General features: G+C 61.8%; 29 protein-coding genes and 1 other RNA gene. 17 read left to right on the top strand and 13 right to left on the bottom strand.

Annotation, left to right across the window (positions count from 1 at the left end; all coding sequences use genetic code 11):
- Positions 1-5: 5 nt before the first annotated feature.
- Genes ABIE28_RS14980 through ABIE28_RS14965 form a run of 4 tightly spaced genes read left to right on the top strand, consistent with a single transcriptional unit; the run spans position 6 to position 4824 of the window.
- A complete protein-coding gene (locus tag ABIE28_RS14980) occupies positions 6-1277 on the top strand; it encodes a CpaE/TadZ family protein (protein WP_354064270.1) in 1272 nt (423 codons plus the stop codon).
- Between the two features lie 46 nt (positions 1278-1323).
- Entirely contained in the window at positions 1324-2817 is a 1494-nt protein-coding gene (locus ABIE28_RS14975) for a TadA family conjugal transfer-associated ATPase (RefSeq protein WP_354064268.1), read from the top strand.
- On the top strand, positions 2817-3794 hold the full coding sequence (locus ABIE28_RS14970; protein WP_354064266.1) for a type II secretion system F family protein: 978 nt from the start codon (positions 2817-2819) through the stop codon (positions 3792-3794). The genes ABIE28_RS14975 and ABIE28_RS14970 overlap by 1 nt, the downstream gene beginning before the upstream one ends.
- Positions 3795-3816: 22 nt before the next feature.
- The gene (locus ABIE28_RS14965) at positions 3817-4824 is read left to right on the top strand and encodes a type II secretion system F family protein (RefSeq protein WP_354064264.1); all 1008 of its coding nucleotides are present in this window, start codon (positions 3817-3819) and stop codon (positions 4822-4824) included.
- A 137-nt stretch (positions 4825-4961) separates the two neighbouring features.
- Here ABIE28_RS14965 and ABIE28_RS14960 read toward each other — a convergent pair whose 3' ends face one another.
- Positions 4962-5732 (bottom strand): tetratricopeptide repeat protein, encoded by a 771-nt coding sequence (locus tag ABIE28_RS14960; RefSeq protein WP_354064262.1) that lies wholly within the window; start codon positions 5730-5732, stop codon positions 4962-4964.
- A gap of 141 nt (positions 5733-5873) precedes the next feature.
- On the opposite strand from ABIE28_RS14960, the gene ABIE28_RS14955 reads away from it, so the two are divergent.
- On the top strand, positions 5874-7223 hold the full coding sequence (locus ABIE28_RS14955) for a leucyl aminopeptidase family protein (RefSeq protein WP_354064260.1): 1350 nt from the start codon (positions 5874-5876) through the stop codon (positions 7221-7223).
- 24 nt (positions 7224-7247) lie between these two features.
- Here ABIE28_RS14955 and ABIE28_RS14950 read toward each other — a convergent pair whose 3' ends face one another.
- The 3 genes from ABIE28_RS14950 to ABIE28_RS14940 all read right to left on the bottom strand — a co-directional run bounded on the left by ABIE28_RS14950 (position 7248) and on the right by ABIE28_RS14940 (position 9937).
- On the bottom strand, positions 7248-7934 hold the full coding sequence (locus ABIE28_RS14950; RefSeq protein ID WP_354064258.1) for a YqaA family protein: 687 nt from the start codon (positions 7932-7934) through the stop codon (positions 7248-7250).
- Between the two features lie 95 nt (positions 7935-8029).
- A complete protein-coding gene (locus ABIE28_RS14945; protein WP_354064256.1) occupies positions 8030-8968 on the bottom strand; it encodes a 2-hydroxyacid dehydrogenase in 939 nt (312 codons plus the stop codon).
- Between the two features lie 93 nt (positions 8969-9061).
- Positions 9062-9937, bottom strand: a complete 876-nt coding sequence (locus tag ABIE28_RS14940; protein WP_354064254.1) for a c-type cytochrome — start codon at positions 9935-9937, stop codon at positions 9062-9064.
- Positions 9938-10328: 391 nt separating this feature from the next.
- Between ABIE28_RS14940 and ABIE28_RS14935 the strand changes: the two genes are divergently transcribed.
- Complete coding sequence (locus ABIE28_RS14935) at positions 10329-11159, top strand: prephenate dehydratase (protein WP_354064252.1); 831 nt, start codon at positions 10329-10331, stop codon at positions 11157-11159.
- 41 nt (positions 11160-11200) lie between these two features.
- On the opposite strand, the gene ABIE28_RS14930 is transcribed toward ABIE28_RS14935, so the two are convergent.
- A complete protein-coding gene (locus ABIE28_RS14930; protein WP_354064250.1) occupies positions 11201-11761 on the bottom strand; it encodes a hypothetical protein in 561 nt (186 codons plus the stop codon).
- A complete protein-coding gene (locus tag ABIE28_RS14925; protein WP_354064249.1) occupies positions 11758-12624 on the bottom strand; it encodes an LOG family protein in 867 nt (288 codons plus the stop codon). Before ABIE28_RS14925 ends, ABIE28_RS14930 begins: the two co-directional genes overlap by 4 nt.
- A 121-nt stretch (positions 12625-12745) precedes the next feature.
- On the opposite strand from ABIE28_RS14925, the gene ABIE28_RS14920 reads away from it, so the two are divergent.
- Positions 12746-13600 (top strand): DUF817 domain-containing protein, encoded by an 855-nt coding sequence (locus tag ABIE28_RS14920; protein ID WP_502913392.1) that lies wholly within the window; start codon positions 12746-12748, stop codon positions 13598-13600.
- On the opposite strand, the gene ABIE28_RS14915 is transcribed toward ABIE28_RS14920, so the two are convergent.
- Positions 13578-13745: a hypothetical protein gene (locus ABIE28_RS14915; RefSeq protein WP_354064246.1), complete on the bottom strand. Its 168-nt coding sequence runs from the start codon at positions 13743-13745 to the stop codon at positions 13578-13580. The genes ABIE28_RS14920 and ABIE28_RS14915 overlap by 23 nt on opposite strands.
- 163 nt (positions 13746-13908) lie before the next feature.
- Here ABIE28_RS14915 and ABIE28_RS14910 point away from each other — a divergent pair, with 163 nt between their 5' ends.
- The 6 genes from ABIE28_RS14910 (at position 13909) to recR (ending at position 18345) form a co-directional block, all read left to right on the top strand.
- Positions 13909-14664: a M15 family metallopeptidase gene (locus ABIE28_RS14910; RefSeq protein ID WP_354064244.1), complete on the top strand. Its 756-nt coding sequence runs from the start codon at positions 13909-13911 to the stop codon at positions 14662-14664.
- 56 nt (positions 14665-14720) lie between these two features.
- Positions 14721-15395, top strand: coding sequence for a class I SAM-dependent methyltransferase (locus ABIE28_RS14905; protein ID WP_354064242.1), 675 nt, complete (start codon positions 14721-14723; stop codon positions 15393-15395).
- A 50-nt stretch (positions 15396-15445) separates the two neighbouring features.
- Positions 15446-15541: signal recognition particle sRNA small type (gene ffs / locus ABIE28_RS14900), an RNA gene on the top strand.
- Positions 15542-15617: 76 nt separating this feature from the next.
- On the top strand, positions 15618-17360 hold the full coding sequence (locus ABIE28_RS14895; RefSeq protein WP_354064240.1) for a DNA polymerase III subunit gamma/tau: 1743 nt from the start codon (positions 15618-15620) through the stop codon (positions 17358-17360).
- Positions 17357-17680, top strand: coding sequence for a YbaB/EbfC family nucleoid-associated protein (locus ABIE28_RS14890; protein WP_354064239.1), 324 nt, complete (start codon positions 17357-17359; stop codon positions 17678-17680). Before ABIE28_RS14895 ends, ABIE28_RS14890 begins: the two co-directional genes overlap by 4 nt.
- Before the next feature lie 68 nt (positions 17681-17748).
- Positions 17749-18345 carry a recombination mediator RecR gene (gene recR, locus ABIE28_RS14885; protein WP_354064237.1) on the top strand — a complete coding sequence of 199 codons (597 nt, stop codon included), beginning with the start codon at positions 17749-17751 and terminating at the stop codon, positions 18343-18345.
- Here the strand turns inward: recR and ABIE28_RS14880 are convergent.
- Positions 18342-18893, bottom strand: a complete 552-nt coding sequence (locus tag ABIE28_RS14880; RefSeq protein ID WP_354064235.1) for a hypothetical protein — start codon at positions 18891-18893, stop codon at positions 18342-18344. The two genes, recR and ABIE28_RS14880, sit on opposite strands and share 4 nt — an antisense overlap.
- A 72-nt stretch (positions 18894-18965) precedes the next feature.
- Between ABIE28_RS14880 and ABIE28_RS14875 the strand changes: the two genes are divergently transcribed.
- The gene (locus ABIE28_RS14875) at positions 18966-20303 is read left to right on the top strand and encodes a calcium-binding protein (protein WP_354064233.1); all 1338 of its coding nucleotides are present in this window, start codon (positions 18966-18968) and stop codon (positions 20301-20303) included.
- Between the two features lie 9 nt (positions 20304-20312).
- Here the strand turns inward: ABIE28_RS14875 and ABIE28_RS14870 are convergent, their stop codons facing one another.
- Positions 20313-21458 carry a DNA recombination protein RmuC gene (locus tag ABIE28_RS14870; protein ID WP_354064231.1) on the bottom strand — a complete coding sequence of 382 codons (1146 nt, stop codon included), beginning with the start codon at positions 21456-21458 and terminating at the stop codon, positions 20313-20315.
- A 121-nt stretch (positions 21459-21579) separates the two neighbouring features.
- On the opposite strand from ABIE28_RS14870, the gene def reads away from it, so the two are divergent.
- From def to truA, 3 genes are all read left to right on the top strand, one after another.
- On the top strand, positions 21580-22095 hold the full coding sequence (def, locus tag ABIE28_RS14865; RefSeq protein WP_354064229.1) for a peptide deformylase: 516 nt from the start codon (positions 21580-21582) through the stop codon (positions 22093-22095).
- Between the two features lie 146 nt (positions 22096-22241).
- Positions 22242-23162 carry a methionyl-tRNA formyltransferase gene (fmt, locus tag ABIE28_RS14860; protein WP_354064228.1) on the top strand — a complete coding sequence of 307 codons (921 nt, stop codon included), beginning with the start codon at positions 22242-22244 and terminating at the stop codon, positions 23160-23162.
- Positions 23163-23900: a tRNA pseudouridine(38-40) synthase TruA gene (gene truA / locus ABIE28_RS14855; protein WP_354064226.1), complete on the top strand. Its 738-nt coding sequence runs from the start codon at positions 23163-23165 to the stop codon at positions 23898-23900.
- Here the strand turns inward: truA and ABIE28_RS14850 are convergent.
- The 4 genes from ABIE28_RS14850 to ABIE28_RS14835 are packed head-to-tail and all read right to left on the bottom strand — an operon-like array spanning position 23897 to position 26764.
- Positions 23897-24463 (bottom strand): hypothetical protein, encoded by a 567-nt coding sequence (locus tag ABIE28_RS14850; protein ID WP_354064224.1) that lies wholly within the window; start codon positions 24461-24463, stop codon positions 23897-23899. The two genes, truA and ABIE28_RS14850, sit on opposite strands and share 4 nt — an antisense overlap.
- Positions 24464-24481: 18 nt before the next feature.
- A complete protein-coding gene (locus tag ABIE28_RS14845) occupies positions 24482-25027 on the bottom strand; it encodes a hypothetical protein (protein WP_354064222.1) in 546 nt (181 codons plus the stop codon).
- On the bottom strand, positions 25024-26184 hold the full coding sequence (dapE, locus tag ABIE28_RS14840) for a succinyl-diaminopimelate desuccinylase (protein ID WP_354064220.1): 1161 nt from the start codon (positions 26182-26184) through the stop codon (positions 25024-25026). The genes ABIE28_RS14845 and dapE overlap by 4 nt, the downstream gene beginning before the upstream one ends.
- Before the next feature lie 22 nt (positions 26185-26206).
- Positions 26207-26764, bottom strand: a complete 558-nt coding sequence (locus ABIE28_RS14835; protein WP_354064218.1) for a DUF805 domain-containing protein — start codon at positions 26762-26764, stop codon at positions 26207-26209.
- Between the last annotated feature and the right edge of the window lie 49 nt (positions 26765-26813).

The following is a 26813-nucleotide window of genomic DNA, read 5'->3' as shown; positions in this document are numbered from 1 at the left end:
TGTCTATGAGTTTCCTGTCATCCGAACCCGCAGTGGTTGAAGAAGCCGCAGCCGACATCGTCGGCGGTGCGCGCCTCATTCCGCGCATCACCATTCAGGCGTTCTGCGAGCATTCCCAGACCGCCCAACTGGTCGAAAGCGCGATCCATGATCGCCGCATGTCCAAGGTGGCGCTGACCACTCACAATGGCGGCATCGAGGGTGCGGTGGAGACCTACAAGTCCAACCCGACGCCCAACCTGATCATTGTCGAAACCTCGCTGCCAACCAGCGAGATCGCGTCCGCGCTCGAGCGTCTCGCTGAAGTCTGCGATGCCTCGACCCGCGTCGTCGTGCTCGGCCACGTCAATGACGTGCTGCTCTATCGCGAACTGATCCGCTCCGGCATTTCAGAATACATCGTGCTGCCGGCAACGGCCCAGCAGATCGTCAGTGCCATCACCGACCTATTTGCTTCGGAAAATTCCGCCCCGATCGGGCGCACGGTCGGCTTTGTCTCCGCCAAGGGCGGCGCCGGCAGCTCGACTGTCGCGCACAACGTGGCCTGGGCCATCGCGACCACGCTCCGTCAGGATAGCCTGATCCTTGATATGGATCTGGCCTTCGGTACTGCGGGCCTCAACTTCAATCAGGACCCGCCACACGGCCTGATCGATGCACTTTCGGTCAACCAGAAGGTCGACCAGACCATGCTGGACCGCCTGATGAGCAAGGCGGCCAACCACATCAACCTGCTGGCCGCCCCGGTGACGCTGGATCGTACCTACGATTTCAACGAGCGCGAGTTCGAGCAGATCCTTGAGATGTGCCAGAACACCATGCCCTTTGTGGCGCTCGATATTCCGCACGCCTGGAACGCCTGGATTCGCCAGACGCTGGCGACTGTCGATGAGGTCGTGATCGTCGCCGAGCCTGATCTGGCCAACCTGCGCAATGCCAAAAACATTGCCGACACCGTGCGCGCGCTGCGTCCGGCCGAAAAGGCGCCATCGCTGGTGCTCAACAAGGTCGGCATGCCACGCCGCCCCGAAATCAACACCGGCGAATTTGCCTCTTCGATCGAATGCCAGCTGCTCGGCCAGATCCCCTTCGATGCGGCTCTTTTCGGCACCGCTGCCAACAACGGGCAGATGATCGCCGAGGTCGCGGCGAGCAACAAGATCAACGAAGTTTATCGCAATATCGGCATGCATGTGACCGGGCGACAGGCCGCAAGCAATAGCAGCAAGACAGCCAGCCTGATGAAACTGCCCGCCTTCCTCAAGAAGCGGGCCTGAGGCTCCGATACGTCTGTTTCGGGCCAACTAGAACGGTAGGACGACCATGTTTGGTAAGCGCACATCCTTCGGCGGCAACACTCCAGGCGTCAGCGAGATTGCGCGCCCGGTTGCCAGCCCCCCGCCGCGTGCCGAAGCCCCTGCGCCGTCCAGACGTGCCGCCGATGGCGACGCCATGGCTGCGCGCATGCGCAGTGGCGACGAGGTTGTCGATGTCCGCGCCCCGGCCGATGCCGCGCGCGATAAGGAATACTTCCTCACCAAGTCGGCCATTTTCAATGCCCTGATCGACTCCATCGATCTCAGCCAGCTGGCCAGTATGGACCAGCAAGCCGCTCGCGAAGAAATCCGCGACATCGTCGCTGAAATCATCGCGCTCAAGTCGATCATCATGTCGATTTCCGAGCAGGAAGACCTGCTTGAAGACATCTGCAACGACGTGCTCGGCTATGGTCCGCTTGAGCCGCTGCTGGCGCGCGACGACATCGCCGATATCATGGTGAACGGCTCCCAGAAGTGCTACATCGAAGTCGCCGGCAAGGTGCGCCTGACCAATGTGCGCTTCCGCGACGATGCGCATCTGATGAACGTCTGCCAGCGCATCGTGAGCCAGGTCGGCCGCCGCGTCGATGAAAGCTCCCCCATCTGCGACGCCCGTCTGCCAGATGGTTCGCGCGTCAACGTCATTGCCCCGCCGCTGTCGATCGATGGCGCAACGCTCACCATTCGTAAGTTCAAGAAGGACAAGCTGACCCTCCAGCAGCTGGTCAAATACAATTCCATCTCGCCTGAAGGTGCCGAAGTGCTGCGCATCCTGGGCCGCGTGCGCGCAAATGTGCTGATTTCGGGCGGTACCGGTTCGGGCAAGACCACGCTGCTCAACTGCCTCACCGCCTTCATTGAAAAAGACGAACGCGTCATCACCTGCGAAGACTCGGCTGAATTGCAGCTGCAGCAGCCGCACGTGGTGCGCCTCGAAACCCGCCCGCCAAACCTGGAAGGCGAAGGCGAGATTACGATGCGCGATCTCATCAAGAACTGCCTGCGTATGCGTCCAGAACGCATCATCGTTGGCGAAGTCCGTGGCCCCGAGAGCTTCGATCTGCTCCAGGCCATGAACACGGGTCACGATGGCTCGATGGGCACGCTCCACGCCAACAGCCCGCGCGAAGCCCTCTCCCGTCTTGAATCCATGATCACCATGGGCGGCTATAGCCTCCCAAGCCGCACCATTCGCGAAATGATCACGTCGTCCATCGACGTCGTGGTGCAGGCCGCCCGCCTGCGTGATGGTTCGCGCCGCATCACCCACATCACCGAAATCCTGGGCATGGAAGGCGATGTGATCGTGACGCAGGACATCTTCGTTTATGACATTCTGGGTGAAGACGCCAACGGCATGCTGATGGGCAAGCACCGTTCCACCGGCATCACCAAGCCACAGTTTGCCGAGCGCGCCCGTTACTTCAACGAAGAAGCCAACCTCGTCGAAGCGCTCGAAAAGTCCAATACTGAACACCTTCAGCTCCTGGATTCCTGATGACGACATTCCTCCTCATCATCCTGGCCATGGTCGCCGTCGGCGCGGCGGGTTTTGCTCTGGTTCCGTCTGCCCTTGGTGGCAGCGGCCGGGCGCAGAAGCGCATGAAGGCGCTGCAGGGCGATATCCGCGCCAACCGCATGGAAACCAATGCCGCCCGCACCCGCGATGACCGTCGCAAGAGCGTGCAGCAGGTTCTCAAGGCGCAGAACAATGCGCTGAACGAGAAAAAGCGCGTTACCCTGCCGCAGCTGATCTTCCAGGCCGGCATGACCATCAAGCCAGCCAAGTTCATCCGCAACAGCATCATTTTCGGTGCGGTGGTGACTGTCGTGCTGATCGTGGTGCAGGTGCCGATCTTCCTCGCGCCGGTTTTCGGCGTCGCGGCCGGCTATCTGCTGCCGCGCTTCTGGGTCAAGCGCAAGCGCAAGAAGTATCAGAGCCTGTTCCTCGACGAGCTGCCAAACGCCGTCGAAGCCATCGTACGTGGCGTCAAGACCGGTCTGCCGCTCAACGATTCCATGCGCGTCGTCGCCAAGGATGCCAAGGAGCCGGTCAAGTCCGAGTTCCAGCGCGTGCTCGATCAGCAGTCCTTCGGCATGTCGATGACTGAGGCGGTCACCGTGATGCTCGACCGCGTGCCGCTGCCGGAAGTGAACTTCTTTGTCGTCGTGATCACAGTGCAGCAGCAGGCCGGCGGTAACCTGTCGGAAGCGCTGGGCAACCTCGCCAAGGTGCTGCGCAACCGCAAGAAGATGAAGCAGAAGATCAAAGCCATGTCGTCCGAAGCCAAAGCCTCGGCCGGTATTATCGGCTCGCTGCCCTTCTTCGTGGGTACGCTGGTCAGTATCGTGACGCCGACCTATCTGGCCCCGCTCTTTACCACCACCCTGGGTCATATCTGGCTCGGTATCGGTGTCTTCATGCTGGGCATGGGCATTTTCGTCATGAACCGAATGATCCAGTTCGACTACTGATCGGACAAGGGAACACCACGCGATGAACATCGTTCAACTTCTGACCCAGCGCGATTTCCTGATTGCCGTTCTGGCTGCCGTCTCGATGGCAGCTGTGGTGTTCACTTTCGGCTCAACCTTCATCGTCAAGTCCGAGATGAAGCAGCGCATCAAGCGCGTGGCCCTCGAGCGCGAAAAGATGCGCGCCGAGGAAATGGCGCGCCTGCGGGGCGGTGGCGCCACCGAAGGGCGCGGCATTCGTCGTGCCACCGAAACCAAGACCTATATGAAGAACACGGTCGATCGCTTCGACCTCAAAAAGGCATTTCAGGACGACGCGACCGTCGACAAGCTGGCGATGGCCGGCTTCCGCGGGCAGGGCCACCTGACCACTTTCCTGTTCATGCGCTTTGCCACGCCATTGGGCGTTTTCCTGCTCGCCGCGCTCTACACCATTTTCATGGCGCCGGGCGGCCGTCCGCTTTATCTCAATCTCGCCTATTCGATCGGCGCGGGCATTGTCGGCGCCTATCTGCCGGTGGTCATGCTCAAGAACACCACGCAAAAGCGCCAGTTCTCGATCAAGCGCGCCTGGCCCGATTGCCTCGATCTGCTGCTGCTGTGCGTTGAAGCCGGTATGTCGGTCGAACATGCCTTCAAGCGCGTCGCCAAGGAAATCGGCCAGCAGAGCGCCGCTCTTGCCGAAGAACTGACGCTGACCACGGCCGAGCTGTCATTCCTTGAAGATCGCGGCCGCGCTTACGAAAACCTCGGTCGTCGTACCGGTCTTGATGGCGTGCGTTCGGTGATGACGGCCCTGATCCAGGCCGACCGTTACGGCACCTCCGTCGGTCAGGCGCTGCGCGTCATGGCCGAAGAAGGTCGCGAAGGCCGCATGATGGAAGCCGAAAAGAAGGCCGCCTCGCTGCCGCCAAAGCTCACCGTGCCGCTGATCCTGTTCTTCCTGCCGGTGCTGTTCATCGTGATCATTGCGCCAGCCCTGATCAAGGTCTTCGGCGGCCCCGTCGCCAGCACCATCGGCGGCAACTAAGCCCGACACGGCAACACCCGCACCCCACAACGTCGTTCCCGCGAAAGCGGGAATCTCCCTTTCATCAAAGGGAAATCCTGCCGCCGCGGGTACGACAATTCATCAAATGAAAATGCAAAAGCCTTGAGGCCCGGCGATCAGCTCTTGGCGATGAGATCCCAGCGGTTCTGCTGGGTCAGCAGGGCCCGCACATAGGCCATGTTGCTCTCGACCTGCGCTGGTGGCAGCTCGGCCGCATAGAGCGCGCGACATTCTTCGAACCGCCCCTGTAGGCCCACAACCAGCGCCAGGTTCTGGCGGATCTGGCTTGTGGCGCCACGCATCTGCACGGCCCGGCGCAGATGCTGCTCGGCGGCCGGCAATTCATTGGTCATGGCAAAGCTCAGACCCATATTGGCGGCAATGGATGCCTCGCCCGGGGCATAGACCTGCGCCTGCGCATAGATCGCCCGCGCTTCCTGATTGCGCCCCAGCTGGTCGAGCGTTGCGCCCTTGACCAGGAGCGCATTCCAGTCCGGCGCTTCCGGGCGGATCACATTGTCGAGCAGCTGCAGCGATTGTTCAAACCGCCCTTCGGCGGTCAGGGCCTTGGCATAGGCCACCGAGATATCGACGTCGCGCGGGTAAAAACCCATGCTGATTTCAAGCACCGACACGGCCTGCTGGCTCTGTCCGGCCGCGCGCAAGGCAGCGGCGTAATGGATGGCGACAACCTTGTCCTTGGGATTGGCTTTGTAGCGCGCCGTCAGTTCGGCCACGCTCTGCTGGCCTTGGCCAGCCGGCATGCCGGAATAGTCGGGGGAGGGCATGCTGCCGCGATTGAGGGCGCAGCCGCTGATGGCCACAACAGCCACGCCGGCCAACATCAGCGTCCGCAGGGGTCTGTAAAAGCTGTTCAGCGACGTCACGGGCGACTCCTCGGGCCAGGCGGCACCGTCCTCCACTCAATAAATCATTAACCCTAACAGCCGGTTAAAGCTGTCTCTGCCAGCGTTGCCGCAAGCCCCGCCGCCCGCTACAACTGGCGCCATCACAGTCCGAGGTTTGCCATGTCCGACGCCCCCATCATTCCCGTCATTTGCGTGCAAGAGGGCGGCCTCGCAGAGGCAAATTTGGGCGCAACACGCCAGCGTTGGGCCGAGGCCAATGGCTTTACCGGCCAGCGCGGTCGCCTCCTGGCGCTTCCCGAAGCCGATGGCAGCCTCGGCGCTTATCTCTTCGGCACCGGCGCTCCAGAAGGCCGCCCAGCACTCGTCACGGGTCTTGCCGGCGCAGCCCTTGTCGCAGGCACCTATCGCCTCGATGGCGCCCTCGGCGACCCCACGCTCGCCGCCGTCGGCTTCCGCCTCGGCGCCTACCGCTTTGACCGCTTCAAGGACGCCAAGCCCGCCCCAACACTGATCGCTTGCAACGGCGCCGACACCGCCGAAGTCGACCGCCTGGTCGAAGCTGCAACCCTTGCCCGCGATCTGATCAATACCCCCGCAAATGAACTCGGCCCCGATGCCTTTGAGGCCGAAATCCTCGCCTTCGCCAACGCCCGCAACATGACCGCCAAAGTCACGCGCGGCGACGATCTTCTCACCGAGAATTTCCCGATGATCCACGCCGTCGGCCGCGCCAGCGCGCAAGCGCCGCGTCTGGTTGATCTGAGTTGGGGCAGGGAAGGCGATCCGAAAGTCACCCTCGTCGGCAAGGGCGTCACCTTCGATACCGGTGGCCTCGACATCAAGACCTCTGCCGGCATGCTGCTGATGAAAAAGGACATGGGCGGCGCGGCCAACGTTCTGGGTCTGGCCCACGCCATCGTTTCGGCCAAGCTGCGGGTGCGCCTCCGCGTGCTGATCCCGATGGTTGAAAACGCCATCGCCGGCGCATCCTTCCGCCCCAGCGATATCCTTAAGTCCCGCAAGGGTATCACCGTCGAAATCGGCAATACCGATGCCGAAGGCCGCCTGATACTCGCCGACGCCCTGGCTTTGGCTGATGAGGAAAGCCCCGAACTGCTGCTTGATATGGCAACGCTCACCGGCGCAGCCCGCGTCGCGCTCGGCCCCGATCTGCCGCCGCTCTACAGCACCGACGATAGGCTCGCCCGCGCTCTGATGGATGCCGGGGCGGTTTCGGACGACCCGCTGTGGCAGCTGCCGCTGTGGTCGCCCTATGATTCGATGATGAGTTCAAAAGTCGCCGACGTGAACAATGCCGGCTCAGGCGGTTTTGCCGGCTCGATCACGGCGGCCCTGTTCCTGCGCCGCTTCGTGGCCAATGCAGCGGCTTGGGTCCATCTCGATATTTATGGTTGGGCCCCCGAACCTCGCCCCGGCCGCACCCATGGCGGCACCGATCAGGGCATTCGCGCTGTCTACGGCGTCCTCAAAAAGCGCTACCCGGCCTAGGCCGGATAGCGTCGTCGCAATGTTTTAGAGCTGTGGCAACGAGAAATCGGCAGGCGTTGCTTCGTCAATCGCCTGTACGGTTTCCTGCACTTCTGCGCCCGATTTGGGGAACAGCAGCGGCGCCATGGCAAAGCCCGCAATCACCAGCACCAGCATGCCCCAGCCGGCCAGCGCCTTGTGCTTTTCGATGAACTTGTTGGCGGCTGGGCCGAAGAAATAGAACAACCCGCAGGGGATGAAATAGCGCGCGCCGCGCCCGATCAGCCCGTAGAAAATGAAGGTCCAGAGATCGAGCCCCGCCACGCCGCTGGTGATGGTGATCACCTTGTAGGGGATGGGCGAAACCGCCCCGATCAGCACCATCAGCGGGCCGTTGTCGTTAAAGCTCTTGGTCAGCGATGCAAAGCCGTCGCCCGCGCCATAAAAATCGATGATTGCCTTGCCGACGGTGTCGAACAGGAAATAGCCGATGGCATAGCCCGCAAGGCCGCCCAGCACGGACGAAATGGTGCAGATGGTGGCCAGTCGCCAGGCGCGCATCCGGTTGGCCACGATCATCGGGGCCAGCATGATCTCCGGGAAGATCGGCAGGATCATTGCTTCGAGAAAGCACAGCAGCGCCAGGATCGGTTCTGCCAGCCTGTGTTGCGTCGCCAGCTTCAGTCGGTCGTAGAGCTTGAGCTTCTTCGGTTGCACGGAGCTATCGGTCATGCGGTCTTGAACCTTGTCAAATGCCTGCTGCGCAATGAAATCGCGCAGCGGTTAACACATTGCATAGCTTTCGAGATATCCGAATAACGTTCCCGTTAATATCCACGATCGCGATCGACGACGTTTATCAGCGGCTTGCCCGCTTTGTGGTCTTCGATGATTTTGGTGAAATAGCGAACGCCCGTCGCTTCATTGGAAATCGCGGCGATATGGGGCGTCACATAGCAATTTTCGATTGCCCACAATGGGCTATCGGCGGGTAGGGGTTCGGTCTCGAACACATCAAGGCTCGCCGCGCCCAGCGTGCCATCGGCCAGCGCAGCCACAATATCGGCCTCGCGCTGATGCCCGCCACGCGCCGCATTGATGATCACCGGACCACCATCGAGCCGGTCGCGCCGCAGCTTGGCAAAGGTCGCGCTGTTAAGGATACCGGTCGTTTCAGGCGTCAGCGGCAGAAGGTTCACCAAAATGTCGGTGCCCGCCAGAAACGCGTCAAAGCTCTCGGCGCCGGCAAAGCCCTCAACCCCGTCGATGGCCTTGGGCGTGCGGCTCCAGCTGCGCAGGTCAAACCCGAGCGGCACCAACCTCTTGGCCGCGTCCTGCCCGAGCACGCCCATGCCCATGATGCCGACCGTCGTTTCCGAAGCGGCGGGCGGATAGATCTGGTTCCAGCGCCGCGCCTTCTGGTCGGCGCGGAAGCGGGTGTAGAGCCGGTGATGCATGGTCACATGCGCCACCACATAATCGCTCATGCGCTGGCTGAGATCGCTGTCGACAAACCGCACGACGGGGGCGTCGGGCAGGTTGGGATGCTTGAGCAGGGCATCAACGCCCGCGCCGAGCGACAGAATGGCTTCAAGTCCCGTCAGGCCGTCAAATGCATCGGCCTTGGGCTTCCACACAAAGATATAGCGCACGTCTGCCGGATCGAAGTCATCGCCGCGCCGCACCACGGGATAGGCGCCAAGGGCGGCCCTGAACTTTTCGGCCCAGTTGGCTTCATCGACGTCAGACAGGTGCAGCAACAGCATGGATGGCTCACTCCTCGGGCATGAAAAAGGCCGCGCCCGTTGAAGGACGCGGCCGGAACTGTGTGTTTTACGCTGTCGTAAAGACCGCGAGCATTAGCCGGAGGGCTGCAGCGTATTGACGCTTGGCCCTGGCGTGGGCGCAGGCGCTGCTGGTGGAGCAGCTTCTGGCGCTGGTGCAGGCTCGGCAGCTGGTGCCTCTGGGGCCGCAGCGGCAGGCGCTGGCGTTTCAGCCGCAGGGGCTGGCGCTGGAGCGCCGGTCACTGGCGTGCCTTCCACCGGCGTTTCCGTCGATGTGGTCGAAGGCGTCTCGGTCACTACAGCTGGTGCAACCGCAGGGGCATCGGCTGGCGCTGCTGTTGGAGCAGGCTCACCGGCGCCGGCTGGTGCTGCGTCCTCCGCTGCTGGCGCAGCAGGGGCTTCTTCAGCGGCCGGGAATGGCACTGGGTTGTGCGACAGCGTCTGCAGATACGCCAGGATGTCCGCGCGTTCTTCAGCGGTACGGATACCGGCAAAGTTCATCTTGGTGCCTGGAGCGTAATCGCTTGGCTTGGTCAGGAAGTGGTTGAGGTTCTCATACGACCAGACGTCGCCTGCCGCGTGATGGGCAGCCATGGCGTCCGAATATGCGAAGTCCGCAATCGAACCTTCCGAACGGTTCACGATGTCGTAAAGGTGCGGACCCTGCTTGTTGGGCTCGCCCTCGCCGAAATTGTGGCACGACTGGCACTTGCGGGCTGCTGCAGCGCCACGCTCCGCACTGGCGCTTGCCAGCAGGGTGCCCAGCGGAATTACCGGAGCGGCTTCCGCCACTACGCCTGTCGCAACTGGCTCGGGTTCAGGCAGGGCATAGCCCGGACCCTTCCCCTCGATAGGGTGGTAGATGGCCTCAGCGACAAAGCCAGCGCCCATGACGAACAACAACGTGCCCAGCACGGCGCCCATGATTTTGTTAAGCTCGAACGAATCCATTTGGTCTCTCTGCCGGTCCATCCCCTGAGGACTTTTAGTCGAACCCAGCTCAACTTTCGATATCCAAAAGGAAAATCGCCTCAACGGAGGGGCTCGACGCGCGCCGGAAGATAGTCGCAAGGCCGGTCCGGCGCAACCGTCCAAAGCCCAACTGCGACACTTCGAGCCGCCCCCTTGGGGAAAATCGCTCCTGTGGAGCGATTTTAGGCGAGAAGGCCAAGAGAGCTACGCTCGAATGGCACGGCCGCCCCCTTGGGGAAAATTGCTCCAGTTCGGCGTTTTTGGGCAACAAGGTTGTGACGCTGGCGTCTGTCCCGACGCCCTCACCTTCAATTGACTCCGCCATTCGGCGGGTTCAAAAGCCTTTCGCCTACACGAAACGGACCTCCAGATGACCAAGAAGATCGCATTCCAGGGTGAACCCGGCGCTTTCAGCCATGCGGCCGCCTCAAATTTTTTCCCCGGCGAAGATGCGATCGGCTGTGTCACCTTTGAGGAGACGCTCAACGCGGTCCAGACCGGCCGCGCCGATTTTGCCGTCGTGCCGGTGGAAAATTCGCTCTATGGCCGCATCACCGATATTCACCACCTGCTGCCCGAAAGCGGCCTTCATATCATCGGCGAGACCTATCTGCGCGTCGAGATGAACCTGCTGGCCGTCCCCGGTGCGACGCTGGACGATATCAAATCGGTGCAGTCGCTCTCGGTTGCGCTCGGCCAGTGCCGCAAGTTCATCGCCGACAAGGGCTATCGAACCATCAATGCGGTCGATACCGCCGGCTCCGCCCGCGAAGTCGCCGAGAAGGCCGATAAATCGGTCGCCGCCATCGCCTCGCGCTTTGCCGGCGAAATCTACGGCCTCAACGTGCTGGCCACCAATATCGAAGACGCGGCCCACAACACCACGCGTTTCCTCGTGCTGTCGCCGACGCCCAAGGAAGCCCCGGCCAATGTCGGCAAGGTCAAGACCACCTTCATCTTCCGCGTCCGCAACGTTCCGGCCGCGCTCTATAAGGCCATGGGCGGTTTTGCCACCAATGGCGTCAACATGACCAAGCTCGAAAGCTACATGGTCGGCGGCGCCTTCACCGCGACCCAGTTCTACGCCGACATCGAAGGCCACCCGACCGATCCGGGCGTGGTGCATGCCTTTGAAGAGCTTGGCTTCTTCACCGACCAGTTCAAGGTTCTCGGCGTCTATCCAGCCGCCGAGTCCTACTAAAAAGCAAAGGGGCTGAACCGGTCAGGTTCAGCCCCTTATGTTTACTCTGCCGCGACGAAATCATCGTCCAGCTGCCAGCACGTCCCGACCGGCTGAAACAGCAGCGTGCCGGGCTGGCCAATCGGAATGGCGACATCGCCGGGGTCTTCACCCTCCGATTCCCCTTCCCAGCGCACCGGCACCCAGTCCACCGCCCATTGTTCGCTCTGGCTCTGGTTGAATTCGAGTTCCAGATAAGTCAGCTCGGCCGCGTCATCGCTTTCCCAGGCAGCGACCGATTCTGGGGTGAAAAAGCTGTAATCCAGCATGCCGATGGGAAACACATAGTCCCCGCGCGCCACCTGCTTGGTCTCGCCATTGCGCGTCACGCTGATCGTTTCGGCGCTATAGTGCTCGACCACCACCTGTGACAGCGCCATGGCCCGAACCAGTTCGGCCACATTGCCTTCGGTACAGGCGGTCGTCGCCATTTCGAGCGCGAACCGGTCCGTATCGGTCAGCGTTTCCTCGGCGATCTTGGTCTTGGCCCAGGCGCTCTGCCCGCCCGCCAGCATCAACCCAGCCCCGATCAATACGGCGGCAATGGTTTTCGTCGTCGTCATTTCGTGTCTCCCGGCAGCGCCGCGTCGATCTCGGGCAGGCCGTAGAACTCGCGCACCACGTCCCAGCCCTCTTCGGCCGTATCGACGATATGGAACAGTTTTGGATCATCGGGCGCAATAGTCCCGGCTTCCGCCAGCGCTTCGAAATTGATGACCTTGCCCCAAAACTCCGCCCCAAACAGCAGCAGCGGCACCTTGTCCATGCGCCCGGTCTGGATCAGCGTCAGCGTCTCGAAAAACTCGTCCAGCGTGCCGAAACCACCGGGGAACACCGCCACGGCCTTGGCCCGCATCAGGAAGTGGATTTTGCGCGTCGCAAAATAGTGGAAGTTAAAGCTCAGCTCCGGCGTCACGAACAGATTTGGCGCCTGTTCATGCGGCAAAACGATATTGAGCCCAATCGAGGGCGCCCCGACATCCGCCGCGCCGCGATTGCCCGCCTCCATCACGCCGGGCCCGCCACCCGTCACCACCATATATTCCTTGTAGTTCAGCGATTTGGAGGTGATCGATGCCAGCTGCGCAAAGCGCCGCGCTTCGTCGTAATAGCGCGAAGCGGCCTCAAGATTGGTCTTCTGCAATTCATTCTTGGCCGCCCAGGCGGGCTGGCCCGGTGCAGGAATCCGCGCGCCGCCAAACAGCACCACGGTCGAGCTGATGCCGCTCTCGCGCAGGCGATATTCGGTCTTTTGATATTCGAGCTGGAAGCGGATGCCGCGCGTGTCTTCAGAGGTCATGAACTCGTCGTCGGCAAAGGCGAGACGAAACGCTGCCGACTCGGTCTGGGGTGTCGACGGGGCGCGTTTGGATGCGGCCACGTCCTCGGCCGAGCTGCGCAACGATGTGGGGCGACGTTTGGCCATGCGGGGCTTCTCCAATTGCTGCTCCGAACCAGGCGCGTGCCACAATTCCGAAACTTTGCACAGGGCATAACCAGCCCGAGGCAGGGGAGCAAGGGCAGTGCGCTGGAACCGGTTCACGAGTTTGGAATCGCGCATCGATGCGGTGGCACATGTCGTGCTGGCGCGCCTGCCACGCGGCAAGGTTGCCGATGGCCTCGTCGAGTTCCTGGTCTTTGGCCTCAAGCAGGCTTGGGCGTGCCTCTTTGGCGGGCTGATGCTGGCCATGATCATCGTCACCCGCCTCTGGTGGCCCGAGGATGGGCTGGATCGCTATGACGTGTTCTTTCTCGCAGCGCTCCTCATCCAAATCCTGATGCTGGTGTTTCGGCTCGAAACCTGGAGCGAGGCCAAGGTCATCCTGATCTTCCATGTCGTCGGCACGGGCATGGAGCTGTTCAAGACTGCCGCCGGCTCATGGATTTATCCCGAAGAGGCGTTTTTCCGCATCGGCGGCGTGCCGCTTTTCTCGGGCTTCATGTATGCCTGTGTCGGCTCCTACATGGCCCGCATCCAGCGCATTTTCGACATCACCTTCACCAACTACCCGCCGGTCTGGCTGACGGTGCTGCTGGCGGCGGCCATCTACGTCAATTTCTTCAGCCACCATTTCATCTACGATTTCCGCTGGCTGCTGTTTGCCGTGGTGGCGCTGCTCTACTTCCACAGCTCCATGCATTATCGCGTGTTCCGCTTCCGCCATCGCATGCCCATGCTGCTGGCGTTTCTGCTGGTCGCGCTGTTCATCTGGATCGCCGAAAACATCGGCACCTGGTCCCGCGCCTGGATCTATCCTGATCAGGCCAATGGCTGGGCGCTGGTCAGCTGGGCAAAGCTGGGCTCGTGGTATCTGCTGATGCTGATTTCAGTGGTGTTGGTGACGCTGGTGCATCCGCCCAAAGCCTATCAGCCCGAGCCTAATGCCGCGCCAGAACCGTGATGCGAACCTGCGACACCCACCTGCCGATAATGGCAAAAATGCTCGGTGGGTCCTGATAGTCCCGCATCATGCGCTCGGCCAGACGATAGCCCTCCCGCACGATCAGGCGTTCATCAAGTGGCTGGCCGATGGATGGAACACGCATGGCAGGCTCCCGCATATGGTTGACGAAAGCTTAACGCGCCGCCGCCCCCTTCGTCGCGCCCGAAATGCTCTTATGGTTTACGCCGCAACGCGGCCGCCGTTAGGCTGTTGCAAAGGCTGAAGCTTTTAAGGTCGGGCCGAAGTCCCGATCTGCCGAGTGCCCGATGCAAAACCGCTCCATTGTCCTTGCCGTCACGCTTGCCATCGCCGCCTCACCGGCTTTCGCCAACGAAACCGGCCTGCCAGACGGCTTTGTCCATCTGCGCGACGTCGCCCCCGAAATCAGCCAGCACATCCGATATGCCGGCGAACACAATTTCGTCGGCCGCCCGATTACCGGCTATGACGCCGCCGAATGTATCCTGACCCGCGAATCCGCCGACGCGCTGGCCGCAGCGTCCGCCGATCTCGTCAGCCTCGGTCTCAACCTTCGCGTTTATGATTGCTACCGCCCCGCCCGCGCCGTCGCCGATTTCGTCGCATGGGCCAGCGATCTCGCTGATCTGACCATGCAGGCCGAATTCTATCCCCGCGTCGATAAATCCCGCCTGTTCGAGCTGGGCTATATCGCCGAGCGCTCCGGCCATAGTCGCGGCAGCACGGTGGACCTCACTATCGAAGCACTCGGCGAAATCCCACGCCTCGGCTGGCAAAGTGGCGATCCGCTCGTCGATTGCGCCTCCCCCGAGAGGTTCGATGACGGCGTTCTCGAATTCGGCACCGGCTATGATTGTTTCGACGACCGCGCCCATCACGGCGCCAGCGGCATTTCCGCCGAGGCAACCGCCAATCGCCAGCAGCTGTCCGACCTTCTCGTCCGCCATGGCTTTAAGCCCTATGCCGAAGAATGGTGGCACTACACCCTCGCCAGTGAACCGTTCCCGGACACCTATTTCGACTTCCCCATCACCAGCCCTTGACGCTTCCGACTTTAATGTAACAGAATAAGTTACATGAAATCACCTGGAGCACTCTGATGTCGTCCTTCTTCGGCGAACAAGCGGCTGCGAACTATCTCGATGGCCCCCCGCGCAAGGTGCCCGGCTATACGAGCCTGCTGCGGATGACCGCCATGTTGCTGGCCGAGCGTGCGCCCTCCGACGCGCGCGTGCTGGTGCTGGGGGCAGGGGGCGGCCTTGAGCTTAAAGCCTTTGCCGATATGCAGCCCGGCTGGAAGTTTGATGGCGTCGACCCCTCCGGCCCGATGCTTCGGCTGGCCGAAAGCACGGTCGGCGCCCACGCCAATCGCGTGCATCTGCATGAAGGCTATATCGACGCAGCGCCGGACGGGCCGTTTGATGCTGCCAGCTGCATCCTCACCCTTCATTTCGTGCCGCGTGATCAGCGTCTCGAAACGCTCACCCAGATTCGCCGCCGCCTGAAGCCGGGCGCGCCGTTTGTTGCGGCCCATATTAGTTTTCCCCAGACCGAGCCCGAGCGCTCGCTGGCCACGGCCCGTCACATCGCCTTTGGCTCCCCCGACAACACGCCGCCCGAGCAGTTGGCCATCGCCGCCCAGTCCATCGGAACAAAGCTGCCGGTTCTGGCGCCGGAGGAAGAGGAGAGGCTGCTGGCCGAAGCCGGATTTACCGGCGTCAGCCAGTTCTATGCCGCATTCAGCTTTCGCGGCTGGGTGGGTTACGCCCAATAGTGTGGTCTTCGGGTCTTGCCAAAGCCACGTTTTGTTCGCATATAGCTGTCGGGAGGTTGGCGCGGACGTGTTCCTCGCCAACCGGGTCAGGTCCGGAAGGAAGCAGCCCCAACGAGACCTTCACGGGTCGATGCCAGCCTCCTACTTCGGCCTTTTGCCCATTCAAGCTGTTTCGAGCGGCTCAAGCAGAGGCTTTCCCACCCGATGTGGTAAGAAAGCGAAATGGCTGGTCCCGATTCCCCTTCGTCGCCCTATCTCGTTCTCGCCCGTAAGTATCGGCCGCGCGACTTCACCACGCTTGTCGGCCAGGATGCGATGGTCCAGACGCTGGGCAATGCCTTTGCGCAGAACCGCATCCACCACGCTTTCATTCTGACGGGCGTTCGCGGCGTCGGCAAAACCACCACGGCCCGTATTCTGGCCCGCGCCTTCAACTATGAAGACGCGACCGGTCCCCACCCCACGCTTGATCTGAGCGTCGAGGGCGAACACTGCCGCGCCATCATCGAAGGCCGCCATGTCGACGTCATCGAGATGGACGCCGCCAGCAATACCGGCATCAACGACATCCGCGAAATCATCGACTCGGTGAAATACGCGCCGTCGTCCGCGCCCTACAAAGTCTACGTCATCGACGAAGTGCACATGCTCTCGACGGCGGCCTTTAACGGCCTGCTCAAAACGCTCGAAGAGCCGCCGCCCTATGTGAAGTTCATTTTCGCCACCACCGAAATCCGCAAGGTGCCGGTGACGATCCTCAGCCGCTGCATGCGCTTCGACCTGCGCCGCATCACGCCCGAGATCATGACAGCCTATCTCGAATCGATCCTGGGGCAGGAGGGGATAACCTTCGAACCCGAGGCGCTGGCGATGATCGTCCGCGCCGGCGAAGGCTCGGCCCGCGATAACCTCAGCCTGCTCGATCAAGCCATCGCCCACGGCAATGGCACGGTGACCGCGGCCACCGTCAAAGCCATGCTCGGCCTCGGCGACCGCGCCCGCATCATCGACCTGTTCGAAGAACTGATGGGCGGCCAGATCGGTCAGGCCATCGACACCATGCGCTCGCTCTACGACATGGGCGCCGATCCCCAGACACTGGTCGCCGACCTCGCCGATTTCACCCATCTGGTGACCCGCATCAAGGTCGTGCCCGCCGCTGCCGATGACGTTTCGCTCACCCCCGACGAGCGCAAGCGCGGTGCCGAACTCGCCGGCAAGCTGCCGATGCGCGCACTGACCCGCGCCTGGCAAATTCTGTTCAAGGGCCACGACGAAGTCGCCCGCGCCAACAATGCATTACAGGCCGCCGAAATGGCGCTGATCCGGCTGGCCTATGCCGCCGACCTGCCCAGCCCTGACGATCTGATCGCCAGGCTCTCCAATCAGCCGGCTCCCGCGCCAAGCCTGCCGCCTGCCGCGCCCATGTCGCGCGGCCCATCGGGCGGTGGCGGCGGTGGTGGTGGTCCCTCGGCGATGCGGGTCGAAGCCCCGCGTCCGGTCGATGCCGTCGCCCAGCCTGCCGTGCCGCCACCTGCCATGGCGACCGTCGCCAGCTATAAAGAACTCATTGCGCTGGCCACGGCCAAGCGCGACGTGCTGGTCAAGCTGGCCCTCGAAGGCCAGATGCGCCCGATTTCCTTTGAGCAGGGCCGTATCGAAGTTGCCCTCACCGAAGGCGCCGATCCTGGCATGATCGCGACGCTCTCCGCGCGCCTCCAGCTCTGGACTGGCGAGCGTTGGTTGGTCATGGTCTCGACCAAGCCGCCTGAGGGTCTCACCATCCGGCAGGAGACCGCCCAGCGCCGCGAGGCAGCCCATGCGGCCGCCCACGAAGATCCGCTGGTCAAAGCCATTCTCGATACATTCCCCGGTGCCAAGGTCGTCAATGTGACGGTGCGCGATGACGCAACCGCCACCGCGCCTGAAAATCCACCGCCCCCACCCGAAGAGGACGACGAATGAAAGACATCATGGGTATGATGAAGGCCGCCAGCGAGATGAAAGGCAAGATGGAGGCCATGCAGGCCGAGCTTGCCAATCTGGTCGTCGAAGGCCGTTCCGGCGGCGGCATGGTCACCGTGTCGCTCAGCGGCAAGGGCGAGCTCAAGGGTCTCAAGATCGACCCATCGCTGTTCAAGGAAGATGACGTCGAGGTCCTCGAAGATCTCATCATCGCTGCTCACGCCGATGCCAAGGCAAAAGCCGAAGCCGAGACCCAGGCCAAGATGTCCGAAGTCACCGCCGGCCTGCCGCTGCCTCCCGGCATGAAGCTGCCGTTCTAAAAAAACCGCACGTTTCTGCGTCAACGCTAACAATGTGCTAGCCAATTCAGCCTTGAGTTAACGAGAAAATGGCTTCCGGCGGACCCGAAATCGAACAGCTGATCCAGCTCATGGCCCGCCTTCCAGGCTTTGGCCCGCGCTCGGCTCGCCGTGCCGTTCTGCAGCTGATCAAGAAAAAAGAACAGCTGATGATCCCGCTCTCGGCGGCCCTCGACCGGGCCGTCGTCGCCGTCAAAAGCTGCGAAATCTGCGGCAATGTCGATACCATCAGCCCCTGCTCGATCTGCTCGGACCCGCGCCGCGCGGAGTCTGGAATGCTGATCGTCGTCGAAGACGTCGCCGACTTATGGGCACTCGAGCGCGCTGGCGTCGGCGCGGTAAAATACCATGTTCTGGGCGGGGTTCTGTCCCCCCTCGATGGCGTCGGCCCCGATGATATCACCATCGAGGCCCTGCTTGCCCGCGCCCCCGATTTCACCGAAATCGTCCTCGCCGTAAACGCCACCGTCGAGGGCCAGACCACGGCGCATTACATCACCGACCGCCTCGCCGGCTCCGGCATCAAGATCACCCGCCTCGCCCACGGTGTCCCCGTGGGCGGCGAGCTTGATTACCTTGATGAAGGTACGCTCAGCCAGGCATTGCGCGCCCGCACCAATATCTAGTGGAAGTCCCGGTCCGGCCGGAACTCATCGCTCCCCTCCCAGGGCTTCTCCTCGGGGTCCTCATCCCCTTCAATAGCCTCGCGGGCCTCTTCATCGTCGGGGGATAAAGCATCGAGCCGGTCGGCCGGATCGTTGTCAAAGCTCGTGCCCAGCCCCGCATAATCTTCGCTGTCTTCGTCATTGGCAATGCTGGCGCTGAGCTCGTCTATGGCCCGATCCAGTTCGTCCAGCATGGCCGCCGGGTCCTGATCGCCCCAATCACCGCTCTCGCGAATGCTCGATTCATCGCGCAATTCCCGCAAGCGCGCCAGGCGCTCGGCGGCTGGCCGATTATCGCCATAGAGCAGGTCCTCTATCTCGCTCTGGCTGTAAGGCTGAGCAATTCCGGGCTGGTCGGCATTATCGAAATTGGTTTGCTGCGGCACCATGGTGCCGCGATGGTCGTGATGCTGTGCCATTCTCGTCTCCCGTGCTTGGTGTGTTTCACCACAACGCAGTTCGCGCCGGAGGGTTCGATAAGCGTCCATTTCGTGATCGGTATCGAACATGTGTCCGATGCCCGCCTTGCCGTGATTTTCTAGAATTCGGCACCAAACCCGCAAACTCGGACGGATCACACCATGGCGAGAACTGCAATCAACGGCACCAATGGCAAGGACACCATTGATGTTCGCCACGGCAACAATGACGTTCGCGCGCTCGGTGGCAACGACATTGTCCGGCTGCTGAGCGCCGGGGATACTGGCGGGAATAATTTCGTCGATGCCGGCAGCGGCAACGACACTGTGATCAACCACTTCGAAGGTGGCAACGAAATCCTGCTCGGCAGCGGCAATGATATCTATGTGAACTTCGGCTTCAATTTTGGTGTCGGGGACATCGTTCGCGCTGGTGCCGGCAATGACCAAATAGGGGTGGAGACCCGCGCCAGCCAGTATTTTGGCGACAGCGGCAATGATCTGTTTGAGTCGATTGGTTTCAGCAACACATTCAATGGCGGCAGTGGCAGCGATACCATCAGCTACGTACCACGCAGCGACGAAACCACATCCATCGGCCGCACTGGGGTTGACGTCCGCCTCAACGAGGGAAAGGCCTTTACCGGCAACGCCACCTTCGAAACCTTGATCAGCATCGAAAATGTCCGCGGCAGCAACAATGCCGACACTATCGTTGGCAACGACGTCGCCAATCTGCTCGAAGGCTTCGGCGGCAACGATCTGATCGCCGGTTTGGGCGGTAACGACATTCTCAAGGGCGGCGCCGGCAATGACGAATTGCAGGGTGGTGCCGGCAATGATCGGCTGCACGGGGGCTCTGGCAATGACCGACTTTTTGGCGAGGACGGGAACGACAAACTGTTTGGGGACAGCGGTAGTGACAAGCTGTTCGGCGAGGCTGGTAACGACACGATGGAAGGTGGCAGCGGCAACGATCTGTTGCAGGGCGGTTCTGGCACCGATGTGATTTCAGGCGATGACGGCAACGACGACCTCAAAGGCGACAGTGGCAACGACACTCTAAACGGCGGGGCCGGAAACGATAAACTCAACGGTGGAAGCGGGAACGACAAACTACGTGGCGGTGAGGGCAAGGACACCTTGACCGGCGGCAGTGGTGACGATCGCTTTGTATTCAAATCAGTCGCCGAGATCTCGCAGACAGCAACCTCCAGCAAACGCGACGTCATCACTGACTTCGTTCGGGGCTCCGACAAAATCGATTTTTCGGCCATCGACGCAAATACCAAAGTGTCCGGCAATCAGGCCTTCACGCTGCGCAGTGGCGAGCAGAGCGGGTTTACCGGTGCCGCCGGCCAGCTTTACTGGGACAAGATCGGCTCGGGTGACACGGCTCGCACCATCATCTCGGGCGACCGCGATGGGGATAAAATTGCGGACTTCCAGCTTGAACTCATCGGCCATTTCAATCTGACTGGTAGCGATTTCATCCTTTAGAGGAAAAGCTCATTCCCCGGCCAGCCGCTGCGGCTCCTCGAAATCCATCGCGTCGATCCGCTCGCCGCGCCGCGCGATCTTGCCGGTCGAGGTGAGGATATTGCCGATGTCGGCACTGGCCTGGGTGAAGTGGGTCTGTAACTTATTCACGCGATCATCCAGCCGTGTAATATCGGCGAGCAGTTCGCGGACTTCCTTTTGGATCAAGTGGGCCTGTTCACGCATCCGCACATCGCGCAGCAGAGCCTGAATGACCTGGATCGACAGCATGAGCAGCGCGGGCGACACGATCACCACCCGCGCCCGCGATGCCTTTTGCACGACGTCTTCGAAATGCTCGTGCAGGTCGGCAAAGATCGATTCCGAGGGCACGAACATAAAGGCCGTGTCCTGCGTTTCGCCGGGGATCAGGTACTTGTCCGAGATGGCTTTGACATGCACGCCCACATCAGAGCGAAAGCCCGCCTGCGCCTGCCGCAACTCATCGGGATTGCTCGCCGCGCTGATCCGCTGCCAGCTTTCGAGCGGAAATTTCGCGTCGATCACCAACGTCGGCGCCTCATTGGGCATCATGATCAGGCAGTCCGGGCGATAGCCGTTCGATAGCATCGACTGGAACGAATAGCCGTTCGGCGCCAGCCCATCGGCAATGATCGCCTCCATCCGCCCCTGCCCAAACGCCCCGCGCGTCTGCTTGTTGGATAGGATCGACTGCAGCGACACGATCTCGCCCGACAGCGAGGTCATGGTCGATTGCGCCCGGTCGATCACCGCCAGCCGCTCATGCAGCTTGTTGAGCCCCTCGTCGGTCTTGGCACGCGTTTCCTGCAGAGCCTGCCCGACACGCTGGCTGGTCGAATCAAGCCGCTCATTGACCAGCCGCGCCAGATCAGACGTTCGCGAGCCGAAAATCTCCGACATCGTCTGCATGCGGCCGGTCATTTCCGACTGCACCTGCATCATGCCCGCGAGATGACGCTCCATCTCGGCCGAACGTACCAGCGCTTCATGGGCTTCGTCAGCCCGTTCGCGCCCGGTGCGGGCCTGCGCCACCAGCATCACCACCAGCAGCACGCCGACCAGCGCCAGTCCGCCCGCAATGGCGGTCGCCAGGGTTATCGAAGCGTCGCCGAGGATAAAGAGCACATTGTCCATGCCTCCTTGTTACGCCGATTCGGGTGTTCGCGGAATGTTCCCATTTATACCCAGCAAGAGTTGACCGCGGCGCGTCAAATACCATATCGAGAGGCAACTCCCTTTCTGCCGGACCTTTGCCATGGCTGTACGCCCCATTCTCGTCATTCCCGATGCCCGCTTGCGCGCTGTTGCCGATCCGATCATCGAGGTCGACGACGAAATCAAGACGCTGGCCAAGGACATGCTCGACACAATGTATGACGCGCCCGGCATCGGCCTTGCCGCGCCACAGATCGGCGTAATGAAGCGCATCGTCGTCATGGACCTTGCTGCCGAAGGCGAAACGCCTGAGCCAATGGTGCTGATCAATCCCGAAATCACACATTTTGGCGAACAGATGCAGGTCACCGAAGAAGGGTGCCTGTCGATCCCCGAGCTCTATTACGAAGTCGAGCGGCCCAATGAGGTTACGGTGAAATACACCGATCTCGATGGCAACGAAGTCGTCAAGGAAGCCGAAGGCAAGCTCGCCGTCTGCATCCAGCACGAACTCGATCACCTCGATGGCGTGCTCTATATCGACTATCTCAGCCGCCTCAAGCGCGACCGCGTCATCAAGAAGTTCGACAAACAAGCCAAGCGCGCCGCTGGTTAACGCACCTGTTCTTCTCCCCATTGGGGAGAAGGTGGCGCGCAGCGCCGGATGAGGGTGAGGGGTGAAATAGTCCCCCTCATCCGTCTCGCCCTCCGGGCGATCCACCCTCTCCCCGATGGGGAGAGGAACAAGAGAAAGCCCAACATATGCGCGTCGTTTTCATGGGCACGCCGGATTTTTCCGTTCCAACGCTGACCGAGATCGTTTCCTCCGGCCATGAGGTCGTCGCGGTTTATACCCGCGCGCCAAAACCAGCCGGTCGTGGACAGGAAGAGCGCAAATCGCCGGTACATCTGGCCGCTGAAGGCTTTGGCATTCCGGTTTATACCCCGCGTTCGCTCAAGGGCGAGGCCGAGCAGATCATCTTTGCCAGCCATCAGGCCGAAGTCGCCATCGTCGTCGCCTATGGTCTGTTGCTGCCCAAGCCGGTGCTCGATGCGCCCGAATATGGTTGCCTGAACCTGCATGGTTCGCTCCTGCCACGCTGGCGCGGCGCGGCGCCCATCCAGCGCGCCGTCATGGCCGGCGATAGCCAGACGGGCGTCATGGTCATGCAGATGGATGAAGGGCTCGATACCGGCCCGGTCGCCGTTGGCGAAGTTATCCCGCTTGGCCCCGATACCACCGCCGGTGAATTGCACGATACTATGATGCGCGTTGGTGCCGATTTGATGGGCCGGGCACTGGCGGCCCTTGAACGCGGCAGCCTCGATTTCAAACCGCAGCCCGACGAGGGCGCGCTCTACGCCAAGAAGATCGAAAAGGCCGAAGCGCGTATCGACTGGTCGCTGCCCGCGGCTGAGGTGCACAACCACATTCGTGGCCTTTCACCATTTCCCGGCGCGTGGTTCGAGCTTGACCTCGGCGGCAAGCCTGTGCGCGTCAAGGCGCTGCGCTCAACCATCGGTCAGGGCAACGGCGCTCCCGGCACGCTGCTCGATAATCTCACCATCGCCTGCGGCACCGGCTCCGTCCGCCTCACCCAGGTGCAGCGCGAAGGCAAGGGCGCCATGGATGCCGCGACGTTCCTGCGCGGAGCCGGGGCCCTGCCGCCGACAGTCCGTTAAATGCACCGCTACAAACTCACCATCGAATATGACGGTACGCCTTTCTCAGGCTGGCAGCGCCAGACCGAGCGGCCCAGCGTGCAGCAGGCGCTCGAAGAGGCGATCTTTGCCATGTCCGGCGAGCGGGTGAACACCCAGGCAGCCGGCCGCACCGACGCGGGCGTGCATGGTCTGGGGCAGGTGGCACATTTTGATCTCTCGAAAGCCTGGGACCCGTTCCGCATCCGGGAAGCGCTGAACTATCACCTGCGTCCCGATCCGGTTGCCGTCATTTTGGCCGAGGCGGTCGACGAAAGCTTCGAGGCTCGCTTTTCGGCCAAGGCGCGCCATTACGAGTATCGCGTCCTTAATCGCCGCGCCCCTCCAGTCATCGAGCGCAATCATGTCTGGCACCTGCCCATGCCGCTTGACGCCGACGCGATGGATCATGCCGCCGGGCTGATCCTCGGCTCGCACGATTTCACGACGTTTCGCTCGTCGGAATGTCAGGCCAACTCACCGATCCGCACGCTCGATGCTTTCGCCGTGCGGCGCGAGCTGGAACACATCGTCATCACCGCCAGCGCCCGCAGCTTCCTACATCATCAGGTGCGTTCGATGGTGGGCTCGCTCAAAATGGTGGGTGAGGGCAAGTGGCGGCCCGCCGATTTCCGGGCTGCGCTCGACGCCAGGGATCGCCGCCGTTGCGGCGCCATGGCGCCGTCATCGGGGCTTTATCTGACGCGGGTCGACTACTAGACCGCCGGAACCGGCGGTCCGATCAGCACGGCAACGATAGCCAGCGCAAAGAACACGCCCACGGCCTGCGACACGAACAGAATGCCGATCTGTAGCGGCGTCAGCGTCACGATGAAGCGGCCGATATTGACGAAGGTCGCCAGCGCCAGAATAACCACCAGCACCAGGATCAGAATGCCCAGCGGCCCGAGGAATGTCGAGAGGGTCAGCAGTACCGCCGAGGCCAGCGTGACCCAGTTGGACGCCACCAGATAGGGGATAAACCCGTCATGCCGTCCCATCTGGCGCAACGCCAGATAAGCGGTCGCGGCCTGCGCCACAAACAGCACGCCATTGACGATTATCGACTGCGTCGCAGAGCCGGGAGGCAGCGGAACGCCGGCCAGCAAGGGCCCAAAACCGGCGAGACCAACGGCAATCACCGTCGCGATCAGGCTGCCGATCAGGCCGCGCTGGCTGAAATCGAAATAGGATGGCGCCTGACGGTTCCCCACCAGAAGAGCAATACAGCCACGAGTGGCCGCCATCAGTTCATCGAAGAATGTCGCGGTAGATTTGGCCAAGGGCTTTTGTCTCGATGGTCAGGTGGGCGGCAGGGCGGAAGCGTTGGTCACGATGTAGAGTGCCTGGGGCAATCCGACAAGCAGTACCACGGTCAAAACCGCGAAACCGATGGCATTGGGCAGCGGCCAACTCGCTGCCATGCGGCCAAGCTGGACCATCGGATAGAGCAGGGCAATCGTCAGTAGTAACACAACGATGGGAAATGCCATGTTGAGCAGCGACCCGACAGCCAGATATCCAACCAGCAGATAAATGGCCGGAATCAGCACATCGAGATTGCGGATCTTGGTCTTTAAGATCGCGGCAGTGACGCGCATGCCGATGATGACGGCGATGATCCAGATGCTCTGGGCCAGCAGCGCGTCGATGATCGCCAACCCGCCCGGCATGCCCTGATAGGACGAAGCCAAGGCTATCGCGAGAAACGCAGCGAACAGGAAGATGACAAGGCTGGTCGCCAGCCCCGGCCATGTCAGTTTGAAATGCTCTCGCCAGCTGTCGTCGCCGCGCAGGATCATCACCCAGCCGATCACCGCATTGCTCAGCGCGCCCCAGAGCTTCATGCCGTCGCTCCAAAAAAGCGGACCATAAAGCTGCGATAGATCTCGGTCAGCCCAGTGAGGTCCGAGATGGCGATATGCTCGTCCGCCTTGTGCATGGATGGGCCCACAAGGCCACATTCGACCACCGGGCCGTATTGCGCGATAAAGCGGGCATCGGAGGTGCCGCCGCCGGTCGATAGCGCTGGGCGGTGCCCTGCAACCTCGGCAATGGCATCGGTCAGCGTGTCCACATCGCCGCTCAGCGGCGACAGGAACGACCGCGATGGCTTGCCGGCAACGGCGAACGCCACTGAGGCGCCCGCAGCATCGACCGTTGCGATGCGGCCGCGCACCCAGTCAGCCAGCGTCTCGGGCGTCCAGAGATCGTTGTAGCGGACGTTGAAGCGAATGGTGCCGGCCGAGGGGATGACGTTGGATACGGCATTGCCCACGTCGATCGACGTCACTTCCAGATTTGTCGCCGGAAAATGCTCGGTGCCATCGTCGATCTTGGTATCGAGCGCGGTCACGATCCGGGCCAGCACGGGCAGGGGATTATTGGCCCGCTCTGGATAGGCGACATGCCCCTGCGTGCCGGTCACCGTAATGGTGCCCGACAGCGAGCCGCGCCGCCCGATCTTGATGCTGTCACCCAACAGCGCCGACGAACTTGGCTCGCCGACGATGGCAAAGTCGAACCGATGCTGCTGCGCCTCGGCCCAGACCATCAGCTTGTCGGTGCCATTGATGGCGTCGGCTTCTTCGTCATTGGTGATGGCCAGCATGACGGTGCCGGCATCGGCCGGAACGGCAGCGGCCGCCGCAACGAATGCTGCAATGCCGGACTTCATGTCGGCCGCGCCGCGCCCATAGAGCGTGCCATCGGCCTCGCGCGGCTCGAACGGGTCCGAAGTCCAGAGGGCGTGATCACCCGGTGGCACCACGTCGGTATGGCCGGCAAACAGCAACCGCCGTCCGCCTGCGCCGCGAATGGCAAAGAGGTTGTCGACCGGATAGGACCCATCGCCCTCAAAGCGCAGCCGCGTCACCGCAAAGCCGATAGCGCTGAGCGCTTCATCGAGCACATCGAGGGCTCCTGCCTCCTCGGGCGTCACCGAGGGGCAGGCGATCAGGCGCTTGAGTAGGCGGACGGGATCGTCCGGTCGTTCAACAGTCACAGGCAATCCCGTCCTTGTTCATTCATGCTGCAACGGCGTAGCCGAGCGGATCGGCGCCGTATGCATTGGTACCATTTGTGCCGCGCAAAAAGCCAAGCACGACAAAGAGATAGATCGCGAAGATGCCAAGCGCGAAGGCGACGGGGGCAAACCAGAACGCCAACTGAGGGGGCATAACCACGCCCGACTCCAACGTTGCAAAGGTCATTGTCAGTCCTGTCACCTGCAACAACAGCGAAAGCAGAGTGATCCCCACATAGATCAGCACGTCCTTGCCGGCGCTGCCACGATCATGCCGGCGCTTCAGCGACAGGCAATAGGCCGGATAGGCGAGGATCGCGAAGATGACCAGATTGCCCCAGGCGCTATTGCGGATCGACGCATTGGCAAAGGCGGCCATTGTTTCGGCATTGGCGGTGGGATCGAACTGCGCCGCGCCCGAAAATGCACTGAGCCCGACGAAGGACAGGATGACGCTGAGCACGATGCTGGCGACGATAAGGCCCAGAGTGCCCAGCCACCATTGCTTGCGCGAAATACGGCCGTCAGAATTGGTGTAGAGAGCCTTCAGAGTGTCCATGGATTTCCCCCTCGGAAAATGAACGCGTCGGGACCCATCCAACGCGTCC

The sequence above is a fragment of the Devosia sp. 2618 genome (assembly GCF_040546815.1).
Classification (GTDB): Bacteria; Pseudomonadota; Alphaproteobacteria; order Rhizobiales; family Devosiaceae; genus Devosia.
The sequence above is the reverse complement of the archived record's forward strand: the minus strand, read 5'-3'. Positions and strand labels throughout refer to the sequence as shown.

Excerpts from the sequence above, each read along its gene's own strand:
- ABIE28_RS14935 (WP_354064252.1), top strand. The coding sequence starts at position 10,329 with ATGACCAAGAAGATCGCATTCCAGGGTGAACCCGGCGCTTTCAGCCAT.
- def (WP_354064229.1), top strand. The coding sequence starts at position 21,580 with ATGGCTGTACGCCCCATTCTCGTCATTCCCGATGCCCGCTTGCGCGCT.
- ABIE28_RS14940 (WP_354064254.1), bottom strand. The coding sequence starts at position 9,937 with ATGGATTCGTTCGAGCTTAACAAAATCATGGGCGCCGTGCTGGGCACG.
- ABIE28_RS14915 (WP_354064246.1), bottom strand. The coding sequence starts at position 13,745 with ATGCGTGTTCCATCCATCGGCCAGCCACTTGATGAACGCCTGATCGTG.
- ABIE28_RS14945 (WP_354064256.1), bottom strand. The coding sequence starts at position 8,968 with ATGCTGTTGCTGCACCTGTCTGACGTCGATGAAGCCAACTGGGCCGAA.
- ABIE28_RS14890 (WP_354064239.1), top strand. The coding sequence starts at position 17,357 with ATGAAAGACATCATGGGTATGATGAAGGCCGCCAGCGAGATGAAAGGC.
- ABIE28_RS14895 (WP_354064240.1), top strand. The coding sequence starts at position 15,618 with ATGGCTGGTCCCGATTCCCCTTCGTCGCCCTATCTCGTTCTCGCCCGT.
- ABIE28_RS14845 (WP_354064222.1), bottom strand. The coding sequence starts at position 25,027 with ATGAAGCTCTGGGGCGCGCTGAGCAATGCGGTGATCGGCTGGGTGATG.
- ABIE28_RS14925 (WP_354064249.1), bottom strand. The coding sequence starts at position 12,624 with ATGGCCAAACGTCGCCCCACATCGTTGCGCAGCTCGGCCGAGGACGTG.
- ABIE28_RS14930 (WP_354064250.1), bottom strand. The coding sequence starts at position 11,761 with ATGACGACGACGAAAACCATTGCCGCCGTATTGATCGGGGCTGGGTTG.
- ABIE28_RS14870 (WP_354064231.1), bottom strand. The coding sequence starts at position 21,458 with ATGGACAATGTGCTCTTTATCCTCGGCGACGCTTCGATAACCCTGGCG.
- ABIE28_RS14970 (WP_354064266.1), top strand. The coding sequence starts at position 2,817 with ATGACGACATTCCTCCTCATCATCCTGGCCATGGTCGCCGTCGGCGCG.
- ABIE28_RS14880 (WP_354064235.1), bottom strand. The coding sequence starts at position 18,893 with ATGTTCGATACCGATCACGAAATGGACGCTTATCGAACCCTCCGGCGC.
- ABIE28_RS14955 (WP_354064260.1), top strand. The coding sequence starts at position 5,874 with ATGTCCGACGCCCCCATCATTCCCGTCATTTGCGTGCAAGAGGGCGGC.
- ABIE28_RS14875 (WP_354064233.1), top strand. The coding sequence starts at position 18,966 with ATGGCGAGAACTGCAATCAACGGCACCAATGGCAAGGACACCATTGAT.
- ABIE28_RS14950 (WP_354064258.1), bottom strand. The coding sequence starts at position 7,934 with ATGACCGATAGCTCCGTGCAACCGAAGAAGCTCAAGCTCTACGACCGA.
- truA (WP_354064226.1), top strand. The coding sequence starts at position 23,163 with ATGCACCGCTACAAACTCACCATCGAATATGACGGTACGCCTTTCTCA.
- fmt (WP_354064228.1), top strand. The coding sequence starts at position 22,242 with ATGCGCGTCGTTTTCATGGGCACGCCGGATTTTTCCGTTCCAACGCTG.
- ABIE28_RS14965 (WP_354064264.1), top strand. The coding sequence starts at position 3,817 with ATGAACATCGTTCAACTTCTGACCCAGCGCGATTTCCTGATTGCCGTT.
- ABIE28_RS14905 (WP_354064242.1), top strand. The coding sequence starts at position 14,721 with ATGTCGTCCTTCTTCGGCGAACAAGCGGCTGCGAACTATCTCGATGGC.
- ABIE28_RS14910 (WP_354064244.1), top strand. The coding sequence starts at position 13,909 with ATGCAAAACCGCTCCATTGTCCTTGCCGTCACGCTTGCCATCGCCGCC.
- ABIE28_RS14835 (WP_354064218.1), bottom strand. The coding sequence starts at position 26,764 with ATGGACACTCTGAAGGCTCTCTACACCAATTCTGACGGCCGTATTTCG.
- ABIE28_RS14975 (WP_354064268.1), top strand. The coding sequence starts at position 1,324 with ATGTTTGGTAAGCGCACATCCTTCGGCGGCAACACTCCAGGCGTCAGC.
- ABIE28_RS14980 (WP_354064270.1), top strand. The coding sequence starts at position 6 with ATGAGTTTCCTGTCATCCGAACCCGCAGTGGTTGAAGAAGCCGCAGCC.
- recR (WP_354064237.1), top strand. The coding sequence starts at position 17,749 with ATGGCTTCCGGCGGACCCGAAATCGAACAGCTGATCCAGCTCATGGCC.